Annotated in this window: 14 protein-coding genes and 1 tRNA gene; 10 read left to right on the top strand and 5 right to left on the bottom strand. The window is 62.1% G+C overall.

Annotated elements, in window-relative coordinates; genetic code table 11:
* Positions 1–99: 99 nt before the first annotated feature.
* The 8 genes from infB to EPK99_RS12845 all read left to right on the top strand — a co-directional run bounded on the left by infB (position 100) and on the right by EPK99_RS12845 (position 10,540).
* The gene (infB, locus tag EPK99_RS12880; protein ID WP_128443496.1) at positions 100–2,880 is read left to right on the top strand and encodes a translation initiation factor IF-2; all 2,781 of its coding nucleotides are present in this window, start codon (positions 100–102) and stop codon (positions 2,878–2,880) included.
* A gap of 70 nt (positions 2,881–2,950) precedes the next feature.
* Complete coding sequence (gene kduD / locus EPK99_RS12875; protein ID WP_128443495.1) at positions 2,951–3,709, top strand: 2-dehydro-3-deoxy-D-gluconate 5-dehydrogenase KduD; 759 nt, start codon at positions 2,951–2,953, stop codon at positions 3,707–3,709.
* A gap of 155 nt (positions 3,710–3,864) precedes the next feature.
* The gene (gene exbB, locus EPK99_RS12870; RefSeq protein WP_128443494.1) at positions 3,865–4,911 is read left to right on the top strand and encodes a tonB-system energizer ExbB; all 1,047 of its coding nucleotides are present in this window, start codon (positions 3,865–3,867) and stop codon (positions 4,909–4,911) included.
* A 2-nt stretch (positions 4,912–4,913) separates the two neighbouring features.
* On the top strand, positions 4,914–5,417 hold the full coding sequence (exbD, locus tag EPK99_RS12865; protein WP_128443493.1) for a TonB system transport protein ExbD: 504 nt from the start codon (positions 4,914–4,916) through the stop codon (positions 5,415–5,417).
* Complete coding sequence (tolA, locus tag EPK99_RS12860; protein ID WP_128443492.1) at positions 5,414–6,427, top strand: cell envelope integrity protein TolA; 1,014 nt, start codon at positions 5,414–5,416, stop codon at positions 6,425–6,427. The genes exbD and tolA overlap by 4 nt, the downstream gene beginning before the upstream one ends.
* 40 nt (positions 6,428–6,467) lie before the next feature.
* The gene (locus EPK99_RS12855; protein WP_128443491.1) at positions 6,468–7,460 is read left to right on the top strand and encodes an Ldh family oxidoreductase; all 993 of its coding nucleotides are present in this window, start codon (positions 6,468–6,470) and stop codon (positions 7,458–7,460) included.
* A gap of 416 nt (positions 7,461–7,876) precedes the next feature.
* Positions 7,877–8,500: a ribonuclease D gene (locus EPK99_RS12850; RefSeq protein WP_128443490.1), complete on the top strand. Its 624-nt coding sequence runs from the start codon at positions 7,877–7,879 to the stop codon at positions 8,498–8,500.
* A gap of 162 nt (positions 8,501–8,662) precedes the next feature.
* A complete protein-coding gene (locus EPK99_RS12845) occupies positions 8,663–10,540 on the top strand; it encodes a hypothetical protein (protein ID WP_128443489.1) in 1,878 nt (625 codons plus the stop codon).
* Positions 10,541–10,616: 76 nt separating this feature from the next.
* On the opposite strand, the gene rpsA is transcribed toward EPK99_RS12845, so the two are convergent.
* The 3 genes from rpsA to aroA form a co-directional block, all read right to left on the bottom strand.
* Entirely contained in the window at positions 10,617–12,323 is a 1,707-nt protein-coding gene (gene rpsA, locus EPK99_RS12840) for a 30S ribosomal protein S1 (RefSeq protein ID WP_128443488.1), read from the bottom strand.
* Positions 12,324–12,477: 154 nt separating this feature from the next.
* On the bottom strand, positions 12,478–13,113 hold the full coding sequence (gene cmk, locus EPK99_RS12835; RefSeq protein WP_128443487.1) for a (d)CMP kinase: 636 nt from the start codon (positions 13,111–13,113) through the stop codon (positions 12,478–12,480).
* Complete coding sequence (gene aroA / locus EPK99_RS12830) at positions 13,113–14,480, bottom strand: 3-phosphoshikimate 1-carboxyvinyltransferase (RefSeq protein WP_128443486.1); 1,368 nt, start codon at positions 14,478–14,480, stop codon at positions 13,113–13,115. The genes cmk and aroA overlap by 1 nt, the downstream gene beginning before the upstream one ends.
* Before the next feature lie 222 nt (positions 14,481–14,702).
* On the opposite strand from aroA, the gene EPK99_RS12825 reads away from it, so the two are divergent.
* Together EPK99_RS12825 and EPK99_RS12820 are read left to right on the top strand one after the other, a co-directional pair.
* Positions 14,703–15,089, top strand: a complete 387-nt coding sequence (locus EPK99_RS12825; RefSeq protein WP_128443485.1) for a TIGR02300 family protein — start codon at positions 14,703–14,705, stop codon at positions 15,087–15,089.
* A gap of 153 nt (positions 15,090–15,242) precedes the next feature.
* A tRNA-Ala gene (locus EPK99_RS12820) sits at positions 15,243–15,318 on the top strand.
* Positions 15,319–15,373: 55 nt separating this feature from the next.
* On the opposite strand, the gene EPK99_RS12815 is transcribed toward EPK99_RS12820, so the two are convergent.
* Positions 15,374–15,622 carry a hypothetical protein gene (locus EPK99_RS12815; protein WP_128443484.1) on the bottom strand — a complete coding sequence of 83 codons (249 nt, stop codon included), beginning with the start codon at positions 15,620–15,622 and terminating at the stop codon, positions 15,374–15,376.
* Between the two features lie 122 nt (positions 15,623–15,744).
* Positions 15,745–16,755: an ABC transporter ATP-binding protein gene (locus EPK99_RS12810; protein ID WP_128443483.1), complete on the bottom strand. Its 1,011-nt coding sequence runs from the start codon at positions 16,753–16,755 to the stop codon at positions 15,745–15,747.
* Between the last annotated feature and the right edge of the window lie 20 nt (positions 16,756–16,775).

Here is a 16,775-nt window from a genome sequence, read left to right as displayed (position 1 = left end):
GGTCACCGGCAACAGCCGGCCGCCGTACCGGATTAATGTCTATTTATTGACGGGTTCTGATGGTCGCCATTCGTTCCCGTCCGAAGGAACAGGAACGGAATGACCGACAACAAAGACGATAAGACGCTGGGTGTAAAGAAGACCCTGACCCTGAAGCCGTCAGGGATGAGCCAGGGAACGGTGCGCCAGGATATGGGTCGCGGCCGCACGAAAGCGGTCGTCGTCGAAACCGTAAAGCGCCGCGTTCCGCGGCCGCTGGACGAAAAGCCCGCATACACGGCCCCCGCAGCTCCGGCACCAAAGCCAGTGGAAGCCGCCGCACCGGCACCCGCCGCCGCCGCGCCACAGCAGCCTCCGCGCCCTCAGGCCGCCAGCCCCGCTCCCCGCGCGCACCAGCCGGCTCCGCAGGGCCAGCGCCCGGGTGGCTACAACAATAACAACAACCAGTCACGCCAGCAGCCATCTTCGCCGCAGCGTCCGCAGTCTTCTTCGCCGCCGCGCCAGCAGCAGCGCCCGAACGTGCTGCACGACCTGTCGGCCGGAGAGATGGAAGCCCGTCGCCGCGCCCTGGTCGAGGCTCAGGCGCGTGATGCGGAAGACGCAAAGCGCCGCGCCGAGGACGAAGTCCGCCGTCAGGCCGAAGAGGTTGTTCGCAAGGCTGAAGAGGCCGCAGAGGCCATTCGCCGTGCTGCCGAGCCCGCTCCAGAACCGGCACCGGTCGAGGCACCCGCCCCTGCCGCTGTCGTAGAACAGCAGCCGGAACGGGCTGCCGGCACCGCTGCACGCCCCGCTTCGGATGGCCGCCCGTCGGCTCCGCGGCCCGCGGCACCAGGCGCCGCCCCGGCAGCGCCTGTGCTTGGACGCCGCAAGACCGGCGGCGAGGAAGACGACGATCGCGGCCCGCCGCGCGTTGTCCCCGGCCGCGGCCGCACACCGGTGCCCGTACCAGCCAAGGCTCCCGCTCGTCCGAAGACAGAGGAAGAGCGTCGCCGCGGCAAGCTGACCGTGACCACCGCCAATGTGGACGGAGAAGACGCGGCGCGTGGCCGTTCGCTCGCTTCAATGCGTCGCCGGCAGGAGAAATTCCGCCGCAGCCAGATGCAGGAGCCGCGCGAAAAGGTCATCCGCGAAGTCATCCTTCCGGAAACCATTACCATCCAGGAACTGTCGCAGCGCATGTCCGAACGTGCCGTTGACGTCATCAAGTACCTGATGAAGGAAGGCCAGATGATGAAGCCGGGCGACGTCATCGACGCCGACCTTGCGGAAATCATTGCCGGCGAATTCGGCCATACGGTCAAGCGCGTCTCGGAATCGGACATCGAAGAAGGTATCTTTAACGTTGCCGACGTCGCGGGCGAAATGCTGCCGCGTCCAGCTGTCGTCACGATCATGGGCCATGTCGATCACGGCAAGACCTCACTGCTCGATGCCATTCGCCAGACCAGCGTCGTTTCAGGTGAAGCCGGTGGCATCACCCAGCATATCGGCGCCTACCAGGTGGAACAGCACGGCCAGAAGATCACCTTCATCGATACGCCGGGCCACGCCGCCTTTACTGCCATGCGTGCCCGTGGCGCCCAGGCGACCGACATCGCGGTTCTGGTCGTTGCGGCCGACGACAGCGTCATGCCGCAGACGATCGAGTCCATCAGTCACGCCAAGGCTGCCGGCGTTCCGATCATCGTGGCGATCAACAAGATCGACAAGCATGAGGCAAACCCGGACAAGGTGCGTCAGCAGTTGCTGCAGCACGAAGTCTTCGTGGAATCCTTGGGCGGTGAAGTGCTGGACGTCGAAGTTTCGGCCAAGAACAAGCTGAACCTGGACAAGCTCCTGGATGCCATCCTGTTGCAGGCCGAAGTTCTCGACCTGAAGGCAGACCCGAGCCGTACGGCCGAGGGTGTGGTCATCGAAGCGCAGCTCGATCGCGGGCGCGGTTCCGTGGCAACGGTTCTCGTCCAGAAGGGCACATTGAAGCCGGGCCAGATCATCGTTGCCGGCGATCAGTGGGGCCGCGTTCGTGCGCTCGTCACCGACAAGGGCGATCATGTGAAGGAAGCCGGTCCGGCCATGCCGGTCGAAGTGCTCGGACTTTCCGGGACGCCTTCCGCCGGAGACCGGTTCGCCGTGGTCGAAAGCGAAAGCCGCGCCCGCGAGATTTCCGAGTATCGCCAGCGGCTTGCCCGCGACAAGGCGGCGGCACGTCAGTCCGGCCAGCGCGGCTCGCTGGAACAGATGATGAGCAAGCTGCAGAACACCGGCTACAAGGAATTCCCGTTGCTCATCAAGGGCGACGTGCAGGGTTCTATCGAAGCCATTATCGGCGCGCTCGACAAGCTCGGTACGGACGAAGTGCGCGCCCGCATTGTTCATTCGGGCGCCGGCGGCATCACCGAGTCGGATATCTCGCTTGCCGAGTCCTCCGATGCGGCGATCATCGGCTTCAACGTCCGCGCCAATGTGCAGGCACGCCAGGCCGCCGAACGGGCCGGCATCGAGATCCGCTACTACAACATCATCTACGATCTGGTGGATGACGTGAAGGCAGCAATGTCGGGTCTGCTTTCGCCGGAGCGTCGCGAAACCTTCCTCGGCAATGCTGAAATCCTGGAGGTGTTCAACATCACCAAGACCGGCAAGGTCGCGGGTTGCCGCGTTACCGACGGCAAGGTGGAACGTGGTGCAGGTGTTCGACTGGTGCGCGACAACGTCGTCATCCACGAAGGCAAGCTCAAGACGCTCAAGCGCTTCAAGGACGAAGTCGCCGAAGTGCCGATGGGCCAGGAATGTGGCATGGCCTTCGAGAACTACGAAGACATCCGCGCCGGCGACGTCATCGAGTGCTTCCGCGTGGAGCACATCACCCGGACGCTGTAAGGCTCATCACGGGTTGGAATCCAAAGCCGCCGAGACGACAGTCCCGGCGGCTTTCTTTTTGAGGATCGGCATGCCTGTTTCTTTCAACCTGACCGGCAAGACTGCAATCGTCACCGGCACCAATACGGGGCTCGGCCAGGCGATTGCCGTCGCACTGGCTGACGCCGGTGCGGACGTCGCGCTGGTCGGGCGTTCCTCGATGGCAGAGACTGAAGCGGCGGTGAGTGCCGCTGGTGGACGTACGTTGGCGATCGAGGCTGACCTCTCGACGCTGGAGCCGATCCCGCGGATACTGGAGGAAACGCTGGGTTGGAGCGGACGGGCCGATATCCTCGTCAACAACGCCGGCATCATCCGCCGGGCAGACGCCATCGACTTTACGGAAGACGATTGGGATGCGGTGATGGACGTCAATCTGAAGACCGTCTTCTTCCTCGCCCAAGCTTTTGCGCGGCACCTCATTGCCGATGGCAGGCGCGGCAAGATCATCAACATCGCCTCGCTTCTCTCCTTCCAGGGCGGAATTCGGGTTCCCTCCTACACGGCGTCCAAGAGCGGACTGGCCGGACTAACCCGTCAGCTTGCCTTCGAATGGGCTTCCAAAGGGATCAACGTCAACGCGATCGCGCCCGGCTATTTCGCCACCAACAACACAGAAGCACTGATGGTCGATCCGGATCGCAATGCCGCCATTCTGGCGCGTATCCCGGCAGGACATTGGGGCAACCCGGATGAACTGGGCGGAGCCGCGGTCTTTCTCGCGTCACCCGCCTCGGACTATGTCCACGGCGTCGTTCTGCCGGTCGATGGCGGCTGGCTTGCCCGCTGATCACTCACCGGCTGAATTTGATACGGTACTCAAGATTTATTAGTTGCCAATTCCAGTCATGTTTATTATCCGGTAGCAGCAATTGCGACCGGCAGCGGCTGCCGCATCCGCAAGGCGAACCTTGCCGCGCCAGTCGAACAGTCCGGAGTACGCGCATGCCAGCTCATTCGAAGCCTTACACTCTTGCCGCGAGACCGATCCGTGCAGGATATGCTGTCGCTCCGGTCTTGTTTGCGGCAGTGGCTCTTGCGGCATTTGGCGCCTTTGGACAGGCACCGGCTCCAGACGCCCCTCCGCCGGCTCCACCGATTGCAGCGCCCGAACAGCTTGTTCCGGCCCAATCCCTGCCACCAGCGGCATCCTCAGCGCCGCTCGACGTATCGCCGCCTGCGCCGACTATGGTTCCCTCGGCCGCAGCACCAGTGGAGCAGCCTGCAGCCGCGCCCTCCAGCTCGGCTCCTGCGCCACAGCAGCGCTCTGACCTGCCGCACGATCTTTCGCCCTGGGGCATGTTCATGGCGGCCGACTGGGTCGTAAAGGTTGTGATGAGCGGGCTGGCATTCGCCTCTCTGATCACCTGGACCGTATGGCTTGCAAAAACGCTGGAGCTTGCCGGCGCGCGCAGCCGCGCCAACCGTGCTTTGAAGATCATCCGCACAGCGCGTACCCTCCCGGAGGCATTGGACGCCGCGGGCAATCGCGGTGGCCCAGCCGTGCTGATGCTGAGGGCCGCCTCCGAAGAGGTGGCGCTCTCCGAAGCCGCGCTCGATCATGCAGGCGGCGACGGCGTCAAGGAACGCGTCGGCTCCGTTCTCTCCCGCATCGAAGCCAATGCCGGCCGGCGCATGGCGCGCGGCACGGGCGCATTGGCGACGATCGGCTCGACGGCGCCGTTTGTGGGACTGTTCGGCACCGTATGGGGGATCATGAACTCGTTCATCGGCATTTCCCAGGCCCATACGACCAACCTTGCCGTCGTCGCGCCTGGCATTGCCGAGGCGCTGCTCGCCACCGCCATCGGTCTTGTCGCCGCCATTCCGGCGGTCGTCATCTACAACGTCTTTGCCCGCTCGGTGACCGGATACCGCCAGCTTCTCGCAGATGCGGCTGCGGGTGTGGAACGGCTCGTCAGCCGCGACCTCGATTTCCGCAAGCTTCCGCCCGGCCGCAAGGCATCGGTTTCCCTGGTGGCAGGAGGCTGAGCATGGCCGGCGGCATCCGCGAACATCACGGTGAGGAGCTCGCCGAGAACCACGAGATCAACGTCACGCCCTTCATCGACGTGATCCTGGTGCTGCTGATCATCTTCATGGTGGCTGCCCCTCTGGCGACGGTCGATGTCAATGTGGATTTGCCGGCATCCACCGCAAAGCCTACCGAGCGTCCACAGGAACCTGTCTATGTGACGGTGAAGGAGGATCTCAGCCTCAACATCGGCAATGATCCCGTCGCGCGCGAAGCTTTCGCGGTCTCCCTCGACCGCCTGACGCAGGGCAACCGCGACACACGGATCTTCCTCAGGGCAGACAAGGCGGTGGACTACGGACAGTTCATGGAGGTCATGAACCTGCTGCGGGATTCCGGCTACCTGAAGATCGCCCTGGTCGGATTGGAGAGCATTCCCGCAGCTGCTACCCCAGCTCCGGCGCAACAATCTCCGGCATCGCAACCGGCACCGGCGCAAAGGCCTGCGGGAGATGCACCATGATCAGCCACGCCATATCCCACCACGACGGAGGCGGCCTGCGCGTGCGCGAAGTTGCGCTGTGGAGCATGGCAGGCGCGATCGTGCTTGCGGCGCATGTGGCTGCTGCAGCCATCCTCATGCGCGAAGATGTCGACATGCCATCGGACAATACGCCGCCGGCGGCCATCATGATAGAGTTGGCGCCTGAGCCGGAAGCCGTCAATACGACGCAGGATCAGATCGCTCCGGACACGGTGAACACCGAAGAGGTGAAGAGCGAAGAGGTCAAGCCTGTCGAGGAACCCCAGCCGGAACCCGTGGAGGAGGCCAAGGCAGAACCCATGGTCCAACCGGAACCGCCACCGACAGAAACAGCGCAGGCTCCCGAACCTGCTCCGCCCGAGCCCATTGTCGAGCAGCCACCGGAGCCTGCTCCCCCCGAGCCGGACATAACCCAGACGATCCCTCCACCTGAACCAGTCGAGCCGCCGCCGGAGCCCGTCGATCCCATCGAGCAGCAGGTGACGGCTGCCCTCGATAACGTCGAAGTGCCACTGCCAATGCTGCGGCCCGTGCCATCGGCGCCGGCAAAATCGCAGGAGGCAGCCAGGAAGCCGGAACCGCAAAAGCAACCGGTCAAGAAGGTGGAACGCCCCAAGCAGCAGCAGGAGCAGGTCCAAAAGGAGCGCACGGAGGCGGCGCTCCAGACCACGCAATCCAACCGCACCGCCGCAAGCCAGACCTCGACCGGCTTTTTCTCGCAGTCGGTCACGCCTGCCAAATGGAAGTCGCGCGTGGAAGCCCGGATCGCCCGCAACGCCCGCAAATGCCCGGGTGGCGGCACCGGCACGGCGGCCGTCCGATTCAATTTCGATGGCAGCGGCAATATCACCAATGTTTCGCTGGCGCGGTCCTCAGGAAATTCGGAGATCGACGGCTACATTGTTTCGGCGGTTCGGCGCGCCTCGCCCATTCCGGCTCCGCCCTCGGGTGTTGCAAGTTATCTGGATCAGGCTCTAAGGTGCGAGTGATCCATTCACTCTCCTGCCTTTGATCACCCCGGATACATTCATGCACATGACACTTCTTGAAGCCGAAACGCTCGTGAAGCGCGTTTTCGAAGCCAATGGCGTTCTGCCTGCCACTGCCCGCTCCGTTGCCCTGGCGCTCGTCCATGCGGAGGCTGCTGGACAATCCGGCCATGGGCTCCGGCGCGTGCCGGCCTATGTGAAGCAGGTGCGGACCGGCAAGGTGGACGGGCAGGCGACAGCGGTGGCTGAGCGGACCCGTCCCGGCGTACTTGCAGTGGATGCCGCACATGGCTTCGCCTATCCTGCACTCGACCTTGCAGTGGCACAGCTTCCTGCGATGGTTCGTGAACAGGGCATAGCTTTTGCCGCCATCCACCGCTCCCATCATGCCGGCGTCATGGCGCTGACCGTCGAACGCTTCGCCGAACAGGGATTGGTGGCGATGATGTTCGCCAATGCCCCGGCGTCGATGGCACCCTGGGGCGGCAAGGTCCCGCTATTCGGCACCAATCCCATTGCGTTTGCCACGCCGCTGGAAGGGGCCGATCCTTTGGTCATCGACCTCGCGCTCTCCAAGGTGGCGCGCGGCAAGGTGATGGAAGCGACGCAGAAGGGCACGGATATTCCCGATGATTGGGCCTTCGATGTCGACGGCAATCCGACCACCGATGCGGTTGCGGCCATGAAGGGCACGATGGCGCCTTCGGGCGGTGCGAAAGGTGCAGCACTAGCGCTTATGGTAGAAGTGCTTGCAGCGGGACTGACGGGCGCGCATTTCTCCCACCAGGCAAGTTCCCTGTTCGATGAGAAAGGCCCGCCGCCATCGTTGGGACAAGCCATCATCGCGATCGATCCGTCGGCTGCGGCAGGAGCCGGAGCGGCTCGTCGTCTCGCTGATCTCGCACATGAAATGGCCAGGCAGGACGGCGTGAGGCTTCCGGGCCGAAGAGGGCGCGGTCTGCGCGCCGAAGCGGCGAAACACGGGATCAAAATCGAGGATGATGTGATGGCTGCGATCAAGGCGCTTGGTTGAAGCAAACCACGCGCGGTCTGGACGGCATCAGGCCTTGACCGCCCGGCTGTAACGCGGCGCGGTCCTTGGACTGTTCAGAAATATCAGGAACTTAGAAAGCAAAAAGCCTGGCGCGGGAGGAGGATGCGCCAGGCTTTGAACTTGATCGACAACTGGGAGGAGGAGGATGTTGTCGACCCGGTATCGACGACGCTGGGAGGAGGAGTGCGTCGTTCGATGAGCCATACTTAAGCGAAGGCTCCCGACCGACCAAGAGGCTCTGCTGCAATGCAGCATTGCGTTTGACGCAAGGCTGGGCATTTGCTCACTTCCAAGCCCTGTACAACAGGATCCGACGCAAGCGGAATGCCCATAACTGGTAGGCTTCTGACACAAGCTGATCTATAGCCATGGAACAGCAGAGGATAGGGGTGAGCATGGCCGAGATCCGATACCATGAAGGCGATATTTCCGTTACCGATGCAGCCCGGTACACGGCCGGTGTCGCTGTCGATACGGAAACGCTCGGCCTTGTGCCTCGACGCGACCGTCTCTGTGTTGTTCAGCTTTCCCCTGGAGACGGAACGGCAGACGTGGTCCGGATCGCCCAGGACCAGAAAGAGGCGCCGAACCTCGTGGCGCTGCTGGCAGATCCGACACAAGAGAAGATCTTTCACTACGGGCGGTTCGACATCGCCGTGCTGTTCCACACGTTCGGCATGACGGCGACCCCGGTCTTCTGCACCAAGATCGCCTCGCGTCTGGCGCGCACCTATACGGACAGGCATGGTCTCAAGGACAACCTGAAGGAGCTTCTGGACGTGGATGTCTCCAAGGCCCAGCAGCAGTCGGACTGGGCTGCCGAGACCTTGTCCCAGGCCCAGCTCGACTATGCTGCCTCCGACGTGCTCCATTTGCATGCGCTGCGCGACAAGCTGACTGCGCGACTTCTTCGCGACCGCCGGCTGGAGCTCGCCCAGGCCTGTTTCGAATTTCTGCCAACCCGCGCCAAGCTTGACCTGCTTGGCTGGCAGGAAACCGACATTTTCGCCCATAGCTAGGACAGCAGGCGCCGTTAGCTCCGGCTTAACCATTCCTGTTCATACTTGACGGTGTTCTCGGCTTGAAGGCGCCATGAATCGCCGCGACCGCAACGCCGTTCGTTGCGACAAAAACGTTTTGCCGAAGTGCTTTCGCCATAGACAGCAGATGGAGCCCATCTCATGCTGCCCCCGGTCAGTGCCATAGGCGTTATCACCGATATACCAGTTCCGGCGGCGCAGCCGGTTGCGACGGTTCGCGTCTCTCCGATCGAAGCCGCCAATGACCAGGACGCCGCCGCCCTGCCCGTCTCGGGTGGCCGCCTCGGCGCCATGTCGCTGTCGGCCCAGCTTCAGCTTGCACAGGGTTTCTCCATCTTTGCCGAAACGATCGGCGCCCTGCTGAAGCTGCCGCGGGCGGAAAACGAAGGCCTGGCTGACTATGCGAAACGAATCGTCGCAGCGGTCCAGGCGCTGACGCCCTCGCAGCAGGCGCTGCTTGAGACATCGTTGAACCAACTCGTGCGCGGCGTAACCCTTCGCCTTCTTACCGATATCCTGAAGAACCCAGCGGGGCCGGAGACGGCGCGACTCACCGCCTTGCTCCAGCTGGCGCCGTTTCAGGGCAAAGACCTTGCGGCAACTGCCGCCGTCACCTCTTATCTGCAGAACGAGGGCACAGAACCTTCTCTGTCCAAGACGTTTCTTGGGGCTGCTGCCGCCTCGCCTGTCGCCCCCGGCGTCTCCTCTGCTGCATCTCAGCCCCTCTCACCGAGAACCGCTTTGCCCGCTCCCGGCGCGACACCGGTGGCGGTTCAACAAGCAGAAGACAGCTCTGCTTCCGTGTCTGCTGTTGCGTCAGACGACACGTCGGCAAAAACCGTCGCCATCAAAGCCCAGAACATAACCCTCGCTGCCGCCGCAGTGGTGCTGCAACAAGAAGATAGCTCCGCTTCCGTGCCTGCTCAGGCACCCTCTACCGCCGCGCCCGGAAACACTGCAGCGATCTCTGCCATCGACGAACAGAAGATTTCACCTGACCTCGCCCCGACATTCGCTCCGCCGCGACAGGATCCGGCTCAGGCTCTCACCTTCACAAACGTACAGGTCAGCTCCAGCGGAGTCGCTGCCGCACCAACAGCGGCAGATCCGGCCGTGTTTCCTCAAGCACCGCCAATCCCATATTTATCGGAACCGGCATTCGATCAGATTAAAGCCGAGGCCATAGCCGTAGCGGATGCCTTGGCGAAGCTTCCTCGCGCCGACAATGCAGAAGCGACCGCACTTGGATCGAGGCCCAATCTCGCATTCTCTGCACCAGTTACGGCCGAGTTCTTGGTGGGGGATCCTCTGGCCGCTCAGACGCCCGAGATCAACCCCGATCGTAAAAGCGAAGCTCGTAGCATCCTTCAAACGCAAGACATTGCCAGCCCGGCTCGCCGTTTGGGCCAGAATGCGGTGCTCGCAATTACCCAGTGGCTGGCCGACGTGTTTTCAGCGGAGACCTGGCCCAAACCATCCGGGTCAGGTCTGCCCAGGTCCGAGGGTAACGGGTCGGATGCGTTTCTCGCAAGCCTGATCGCCAACCGCTCCAGCGCTCCCATTCCGGTAGCTCCGCATCATGGCGATCTTGCCAAGGCGGCGATCGGTGCCGGACAGGCGCCAAACGCCGTGGAAGAGGCTGACCTGGACTCCTTCCACACCGCGAGTATTGTGCCGGCCAAGGCTGTCGCATCCGCCAAGGCAGATTTTCCAGACACGCTCCCGATGGTCCTGCCGATGCTCGTGCCGCGGGAGGGCATTCCGCTGCCCTTCGTCCCCTATCCGCCAGCGACCGAGCAGAAGCAGAACCGGGAAGGCCGCAAGACCAAGGAAGTGACGAAGTTGGACGAGGAAGGCGAGGAGCCGCCACCTGGCCAGCAGAGCTTCCACGGGCATGAGCAGGACAAGGGCCAGCCTCGCGAGAAACAAGAGGAGCGCGGAGGCTCCGGCGTTAAGGCCGAAGGAGAAGACGACGGCAGCGCCAATGATTTCTACTGGCGCATGGCAGGCTGGACCTGACAACCTAATCCCAAGCAGACATGAGAAAGCCGCCGGACCTTTCGATCCGGCGGCTTTCTGAGTGTGTTAACAGCGGTTATTCGTTGCCGCCGCGGTTCTTCAGAGCCGCGCCGAGAATGTCGCCGAGCGATGCGCCAGAGTCGGACGAACCGAACTGAGCAACGGCTTCCTTCTCTTCTGCGATCTCAAGAGCCTTGATCGACAGCATGACCTTGCGGTCCTTCTTGGAGAAGTTCGTGACGCGGGCGTCAAAAACCTGACCAACCGAGAAACGCTCCGGACGCTGATCTTCGCGATCGCGTGCCAGGTCGTTGCGACGGATGAAGGAAGTGACGTCCTCGTGAGCAACAAGCTTCACTTCGACGCCGCCTTCGTTGACTGCGATCACTTCGCACGAAACGACAGCGTTCTTGCGCAGTTCGCCAGAGGTTGCGGCTTCACCGACAGCGTCACGGCCGAGCTGCTTGATGCCCAGCGAAATGCGTTCCTTTTCGACGTCCACATCGAGAACGACAGCCTTGACGACGTCGCCCTTGTTGAACTCCTCGATGACCTGTTCGCCCGGACGGTTCCAGTCGAGGTCGGAGAGATGGACCATGCCGTCAACATCGCCGTCGAGACCGATGAACAGACCAAACTCGGTCTTGTTCTTGACTTCGCCTTCGACTTCAGTGCCGGCCGGGTGGCTGTAGGCAAATGCCTGCCACGGATTTTCCAGCGTCTGCTTGAGGCCGAGCGAGATACGGCGCTTGGACGGATCGACTTCGAGAACGACAACATCGACATCCTGCGTGGTGGACAGGATCTTGCCGGGATGTACGTTCTTCTTGGTCCAGGACATTTCCGAGATGTGGATCAGGCCTTCGATGCCCGGCTCCAGTTCGACGAATGCACCGTAGTCGGTGATGTTCGTGACCGTACCGGAAATCTTCTTGCCGACCGGATACTTGGCGGCAATGCCATCCCATGGATCCGACTCGAGCTGCTTCATGCCGAGCGAGATACGGTGGGTTTCCTGGTTGATGCGGATGATCTGAACCTTGACCTGCTGGCCGATGGACAGGATTTCCGACGGATGGTTGACGCGGCGCCATGCCATGTCGGTCACGTGCAGCAGGCCGTCGATGCCGCCGAGGTCGACGAACGCACCGTAATCGGTGATGTTCTTGACGACGCCGTCAACAACCTGGCCTTCTTCGAGGTTCTGAACGATTTCCGAACGCTGCTCGGCACGGGACTCTTCGAGAACCGTACGGCGCGAAACCACGATATTACCGCGGCGCTTGTCCATCTTGAGGATTTCGAAGGGCTGCGGGTTGTGCATGAGCGGGGTAACATCGCGGATCGGACGGATGTCCACCTGCGAACGCGGCAGGAAGGCGACGGCGCCGTCGAGATCGACGGTGAAGCCACCCTTGACCTGGTTGAAGATAACGCCTTCAACGCGCTCGCCAGCTTCGAACTTGGCTTCGAGCTTGACCCAGCTTTCTTCGCGGCGAGCCTTCTCGCGCGACAGAACGGCTTCGCCGAGTGCGTTTTCGATGCGCTCGACATAGACTTCGACTTCATCGCCGGGCTTCAGCGTGCCGTCTTTGCCCTTGGCGCCGAATTCCTTCAGCGCGATACGGCCTTCGACCTTGAGGCCGACGTCAACGACGGCCATGTCCTTCTCGATCGCCGTGACGATGCCCTTGGTGACATAGCCTTCTGCAAGATCGGTCTTTGCAAAGGATTCCTCGAGGAGGGCTGCAAAGTCATCCCGCGTTGGGTTGGATAGTGCCATAAAATCTCCTGGTGTGTCCTATCGAGGACACGCATGCGCCGGTGGCTTGTGTTGAACATACCCGAAGTGCTGTCCGCCTCCCTTATTCGGGAAGCAATCCGGCGCAAGGACTGACTGCGGGCTTATCTCGGCGTACCGGCAAGCCGGCAGGCCATCATTTTGTTTTCAGGGCGGCGTCGATGATCGCTTTCGCAGCCCGAAACGCGGCCTCTATACTCATTTCCGACGTATCAAGCAAGTGCGCGTCGGGGGCCGGCTTCAACGGGCTGTCGGCCCGCCCCATGTCGCGGTCGTCGCGGGTCTTCACTTCAGCGAAAATCGCGTCGTAATCGGCCTCTGCGCCCTTGGCCACGATCTCGTCGTGGCGGCGATGGGCTCGCACTTCGGCGGACGCCGTCACATAGAGCTTTACGGGTGCATCCGGGCAAACCACGGTGCCGATATCGCGGCCGTCAAGCACCGTTCCGGGCTCCTTGCGCGAAAAACTGCGCTGCGCCTCTACCAAGGCCCGGCGCACGGCCGGCATGACGGCAATCCTGGATGCCGCCTCGCCGATGGCGTGGGCCGATAGGATATCGCGATCGAGGCCCATGAGATCGACCTCCTGGGCCATCTTCTCGGCCACCTTCTCGTCGTCCAGTGGGAGCCCCGCATCGAGCAGTGCCTTGGCTGTCGCCCGATAGGTCAGGCCCGTATCGAGGTGATGGAAGCCATAGGCCTCGGCCACCTGCCGCGACAGCGTTCCCTTGCCCGCAGCAGCCGGGCCATCGATGGCGATCATGAAGCCCATCAGGCCGCCTCGCCTGCAAGGCCATCGATCCTGGCGCCGAGACCGGTCATAAGGTCCATGAACTCGGGAAAGGACGTGGTAATTATAGAGGCGTCGTCCACCGTCACCTCATGCTCGGACACGAGACCCATGACGAGGAAGCTCATGGCGATACGGTGATCGAGATGCGTTTCCACCGCGCCACCAGCGGGATTGCCATAGCCCTTGCCGCCTGGTCGTCCTCGGACGACCAGCGTATCCCTGCCTTCATCGCAATCGACGCCGTTAAGCTTCAGGCCTGTGGCCGTGGCGGTGAGGCGATCGGATTCCTTGACCCGCAATTCCTCGAGACCCAGCATGGTCGTCGTGCCTTCCGCAAAGGCTGAGGCAACGGCCAGCACCGGATATTCGTCGATCATGAAGGGCGCTCGCTCGGCCGGAACGGTGACACCCTTCAATTCCGAGGCACGAACCCTCAAATCGGCGACATCTTCGCCGCCGGCGCTACGGGGGTTCAGCACCTCGATATTGGCCCCCATTTCCTGCAGCGTCAGGATTAGGCCGGTACGGGTCGGGTTCATCAGCACGTTTTCGATCGTCACGTCCGAACCGGGCACGAGCAGTGCAGCAACCAGCGGAAAAGCGGTCGAGGACGGATCGCCGGGAACGTCGATCCTCTGACCCGTAAGGCGGCCGCGCCCTTCCAGGCGGATCGTGCGGACGCCGTTCCCATCGGTTTCCACCGACAACTCGGCGCCGAAGCCTTGGAGCATCTTTTCCGTATGGTCGCGGGTCATGATCGGCTCGATCACCGTCGTCACACCGGGCGTGTTAAGGCCCGCGAGAAGGACGGCAGACTTGACCTGTGCCGATGCCATGGGCACGCGGTAGACGATGGGGTTCGGCGTTCTGGGCCCATACAAGGTCACGGGTAGCCGGTCGCCTTCAGACGAACGCACCTGCACGCCCATGTCCCGCAGCGGATCGAGCACGCGGCCCATGGGGCGCCTGGAGAGCGACGCATCGCCGACAAAGGTACTCTCGAAATCGTAAACGCCGACCAGGCCCATGGTGAGGCGGCAGCCGGTGCCGGCATTGCCGAAATCGAGCGGCGCTTCCGGCGCCAGAAGCGCCCCATTGCCCGTACCATGGATGATCCATTCAGCGCCGAGCTTCTCGATCCGGGCACCCATGGCCTGCATGGCCTTGCCGGTATTGATGACGTCCTCCCCTTCAAGAAGGCCGGTGATGCGGGTTTCGCCGGAAGCAAGGCCGCCAAACATGAAGGAGCGGTGGGAAATCGACTTGTCGCCGGGAATGCGGACCGTGCCGGACAGGGTGCTGGATTTTCTCGATTTTGCCGGCTTTAGGGCGACACCATGCAACATGGCCTGTCCTCTAATCTTGTACGCTGGTCCGCGGGATAGGATTTCGCCGTCGTTATCATAAAGCCCCAGGCGGGTCATCCGCTTGTTCCCTGGGCAAATCAAGAAAGTTAGCCTTTGACACGAGGGGTTATTGGCCTTATGGGGACCGGCTTAGTTTTTCACCAAAAAGCCGCCTGGAGCGGCGTGCCGATCTATTCGGCTTTTCCTCATGAGGCTCTGACTGTGGCTAAAGCGGAACTCGGAACAAAACGCACCGACCCCGATAACGGCAAAAAATTCTACGACCTGAACCGAGATCCGGTCGTCTCTCCCTATTCCGGCAAGACCTGGCCGCTGTCCTTCTTCGAGGAAAACAGCGCCGCCAAGAAGATGGAACAGGCCGAGGAAGAGGACGTCCAGGAAGTCGATACGGAGAACCCGGAAGTCGAGCTGGTTTCCCTTGAAGAGGGTGATGAAGCAGCCGCCGGCGACGATATTCCCGACATGGGTGAAGACGAGGCCGATATCGGTGCCGATGAAGACGACACCTTCCTGGAAGTCGATGAAGACGACGAGGACGGTGACATGACCGGCATTATCGGCGTCGCAGGCGATGACGACGAGGTCTGATCCTTGACTTAAGCTCCGGCGATTTCACAAAAAATCGCCGGATGCTGAAAATCGGGCTTGCGCTTGATGGAAACCAGACGTAATAAGCCGCCACTCCAAGGGGCATAGTGCTTCGGAGACTTCCCAGGACCGGAAATACCGGACCACCCTGATGGGGCTATAGCTCAGCTGGGAGAGCGCTTGCATGGCATGCAAGAGGTCAGCGGTTCGATCCCGCTTAGCTCCACCATTAACTTCTAAGCATAAACTGACTAAGCGCAATCAGGTGGCGCCTGACCCTCTCGTTATCGCAATACCAGTCCGGTATGAAGACTTGGCCCGGCGTGGCTGACCCGTCTGCGACGTAGTGCTACGGGCTTTGTTTCGCTGATCGGACGCGGCACCCTTTCAACCGTGGTAAGTGCTGCATCGGGCAGCGTCTCGCAGGACAGGTCGTCCAAATAAGCCAGACGGAACGCGCGACGCTTGCTCCAGATAATCCCGGCGAGCGCCAGACTAGCGAAGCTCAGCAGCGTCATAAAAGCAATCAGCATATTCTTGCCTCCTGCTTTTCAACGTCCGACTTCAAAGAAGGTTCGATAAAACAAACGTCATCACGAGAAGCGGCACATACCGTCCTGCATTTGATGCCGATGCGCTTTTTCTCCCTGGTCTGCTACAACATGGCCCGATCATTGGCGTCGAAACGGTGGAGGCTGGTGCGGTCCGGCGTCGCGAAGACGATGTCGTCGGCCGTATAGCGATGCTCCCCGAAAAGGCGCACGGTAAGCAGTCCGGTCACCTCTGTCTCTAGATACAGAATCGTGTCGGCGCCCAGATGCTCCGCATTGATGACCTTGCTCTTCCACTCGCCGCTTTCCCGCGACAGCGCGATGTGCTCGGGGCGGATGCCGATCGTCTTGACGCCGGTCTGGGCAAGCTCGGGCAGGCGCTCCGACGAAATGAAGTTCATCTGCGGCGAGCCGATGAAGCCGGCGACGAAAAGGTTGGCCGGCTTGTTGTAGAGGTCCATGGGCGAGCCGATCTGCTCCACCGCGCCGGCGTTCAGCACGACGATCTTGTCGGCGAGCGTCATCGCCTCGACCTGGTCGTGCGTCACATAGATCATCGTCGCCTTCAGCCGGCGGTGCAGGCCGGCAATTTCGAGCCGGGTCTGGACGCGCAAGGCTGCATCCAGATTGGAGAGGGGCTCGTCGAACAGGAAGAGCTTGGGCTCGCGCACGATGGCGCGACCGATGGCGACGCGCTGGCGCTGGCCGCCGGAGAGTTCGGCCGGGCGGCGCGCAAGATAGGGATCGAGCGAGAGCATGCCGGAGGCCTTGGCGACGCGGGCCTCGATCTGCGCCTTGTCCGTGCCCGCCTGCTTCAGCCCCAGACCCATATTGTCCTTGACCGTCAGGTGCGGATAGAGCGCGTAGGACTGGAAGACCATGGCGATGCCGCGTTTGGCTGGCGGCGTGTTGATCACCTCCGCCCCGTCGATTCGGACGCTGCCGGATGTTGCATCCTCAAGGCCTGCGATGACCCGCAGCAGCGTGGACTTGCCGCAGCCGGAGGGGCCGACGAAGATCACGAACTCGCCGTCGTTCACTTCCAGATCGATGCCCTTCAGCACCTCGTGGTCGCCAAAGGCCTTTCGGATGGATTTCAATTGCAGCGAACCCAAGAGCGTCTTCCTTCAAATCG

The organism is Neorhizobium lilium, from assembly GCF_004053875.1.
Lineage (GTDB): Bacteria > Pseudomonadota > Alphaproteobacteria > Rhizobiales > Rhizobiaceae > Neorhizobium > Neorhizobium lilii.
Note: the sequence above shows the minus strand (reverse complement) of the source record. Positions and strands in the feature narration are given on the sequence as shown.

Excerpts from the sequence above, each read along its gene's own strand:
- infB (WP_128443496.1), top strand. The coding sequence starts at position 100 with ATGACCGACAACAAAGACGATAAGACGCTGGGTGTAAAGAAGACCCTG.
- kduD (WP_128443495.1), top strand. The coding sequence starts at position 2,951 with ATGCCTGTTTCTTTCAACCTGACCGGCAAGACTGCAATCGTCACCGGC.
- exbB (WP_128443494.1), top strand. The coding sequence starts at position 3,865 with ATGCCAGCTCATTCGAAGCCTTACACTCTTGCCGCGAGACCGATCCGT.
- exbD (WP_128443493.1), top strand. The coding sequence starts at position 4,914 with ATGGCCGGCGGCATCCGCGAACATCACGGTGAGGAGCTCGCCGAGAAC.
- tolA (WP_128443492.1), top strand. The coding sequence starts at position 5,414 with ATGATCAGCCACGCCATATCCCACCACGACGGAGGCGGCCTGCGCGTG.
- EPK99_RS12855 (WP_128443491.1), top strand. The coding sequence starts at position 6,468 with ATGCACATGACACTTCTTGAAGCCGAAACGCTCGTGAAGCGCGTTTTC.
- EPK99_RS12850 (WP_128443490.1), top strand. The coding sequence starts at position 7,877 with ATGGCCGAGATCCGATACCATGAAGGCGATATTTCCGTTACCGATGCA.
- EPK99_RS12845 (WP_128443489.1), top strand. The coding sequence starts at position 8,663 with ATGCTGCCCCCGGTCAGTGCCATAGGCGTTATCACCGATATACCAGTT.
- rpsA (WP_128443488.1), bottom strand. The coding sequence starts at position 12,323 with ATGGCACTATCCAACCCAACGCGGGATGACTTTGCAGCCCTCCTCGAG.
- cmk (WP_128443487.1), bottom strand. The coding sequence starts at position 13,113 with ATGGGCTTCATGATCGCCATCGATGGCCCGGCTGCTGCGGGCAAGGGA.
- aroA (WP_128443486.1), bottom strand. The coding sequence starts at position 14,480 with ATGTTGCATGGTGTCGCCCTAAAGCCGGCAAAATCGAGAAAATCCAGC.
- EPK99_RS12815 (WP_128443484.1), bottom strand. The coding sequence starts at position 15,622 with ATGCTGATTGCTTTTATGACGCTGCTGAGCTTCGCTAGTCTGGCGCTC.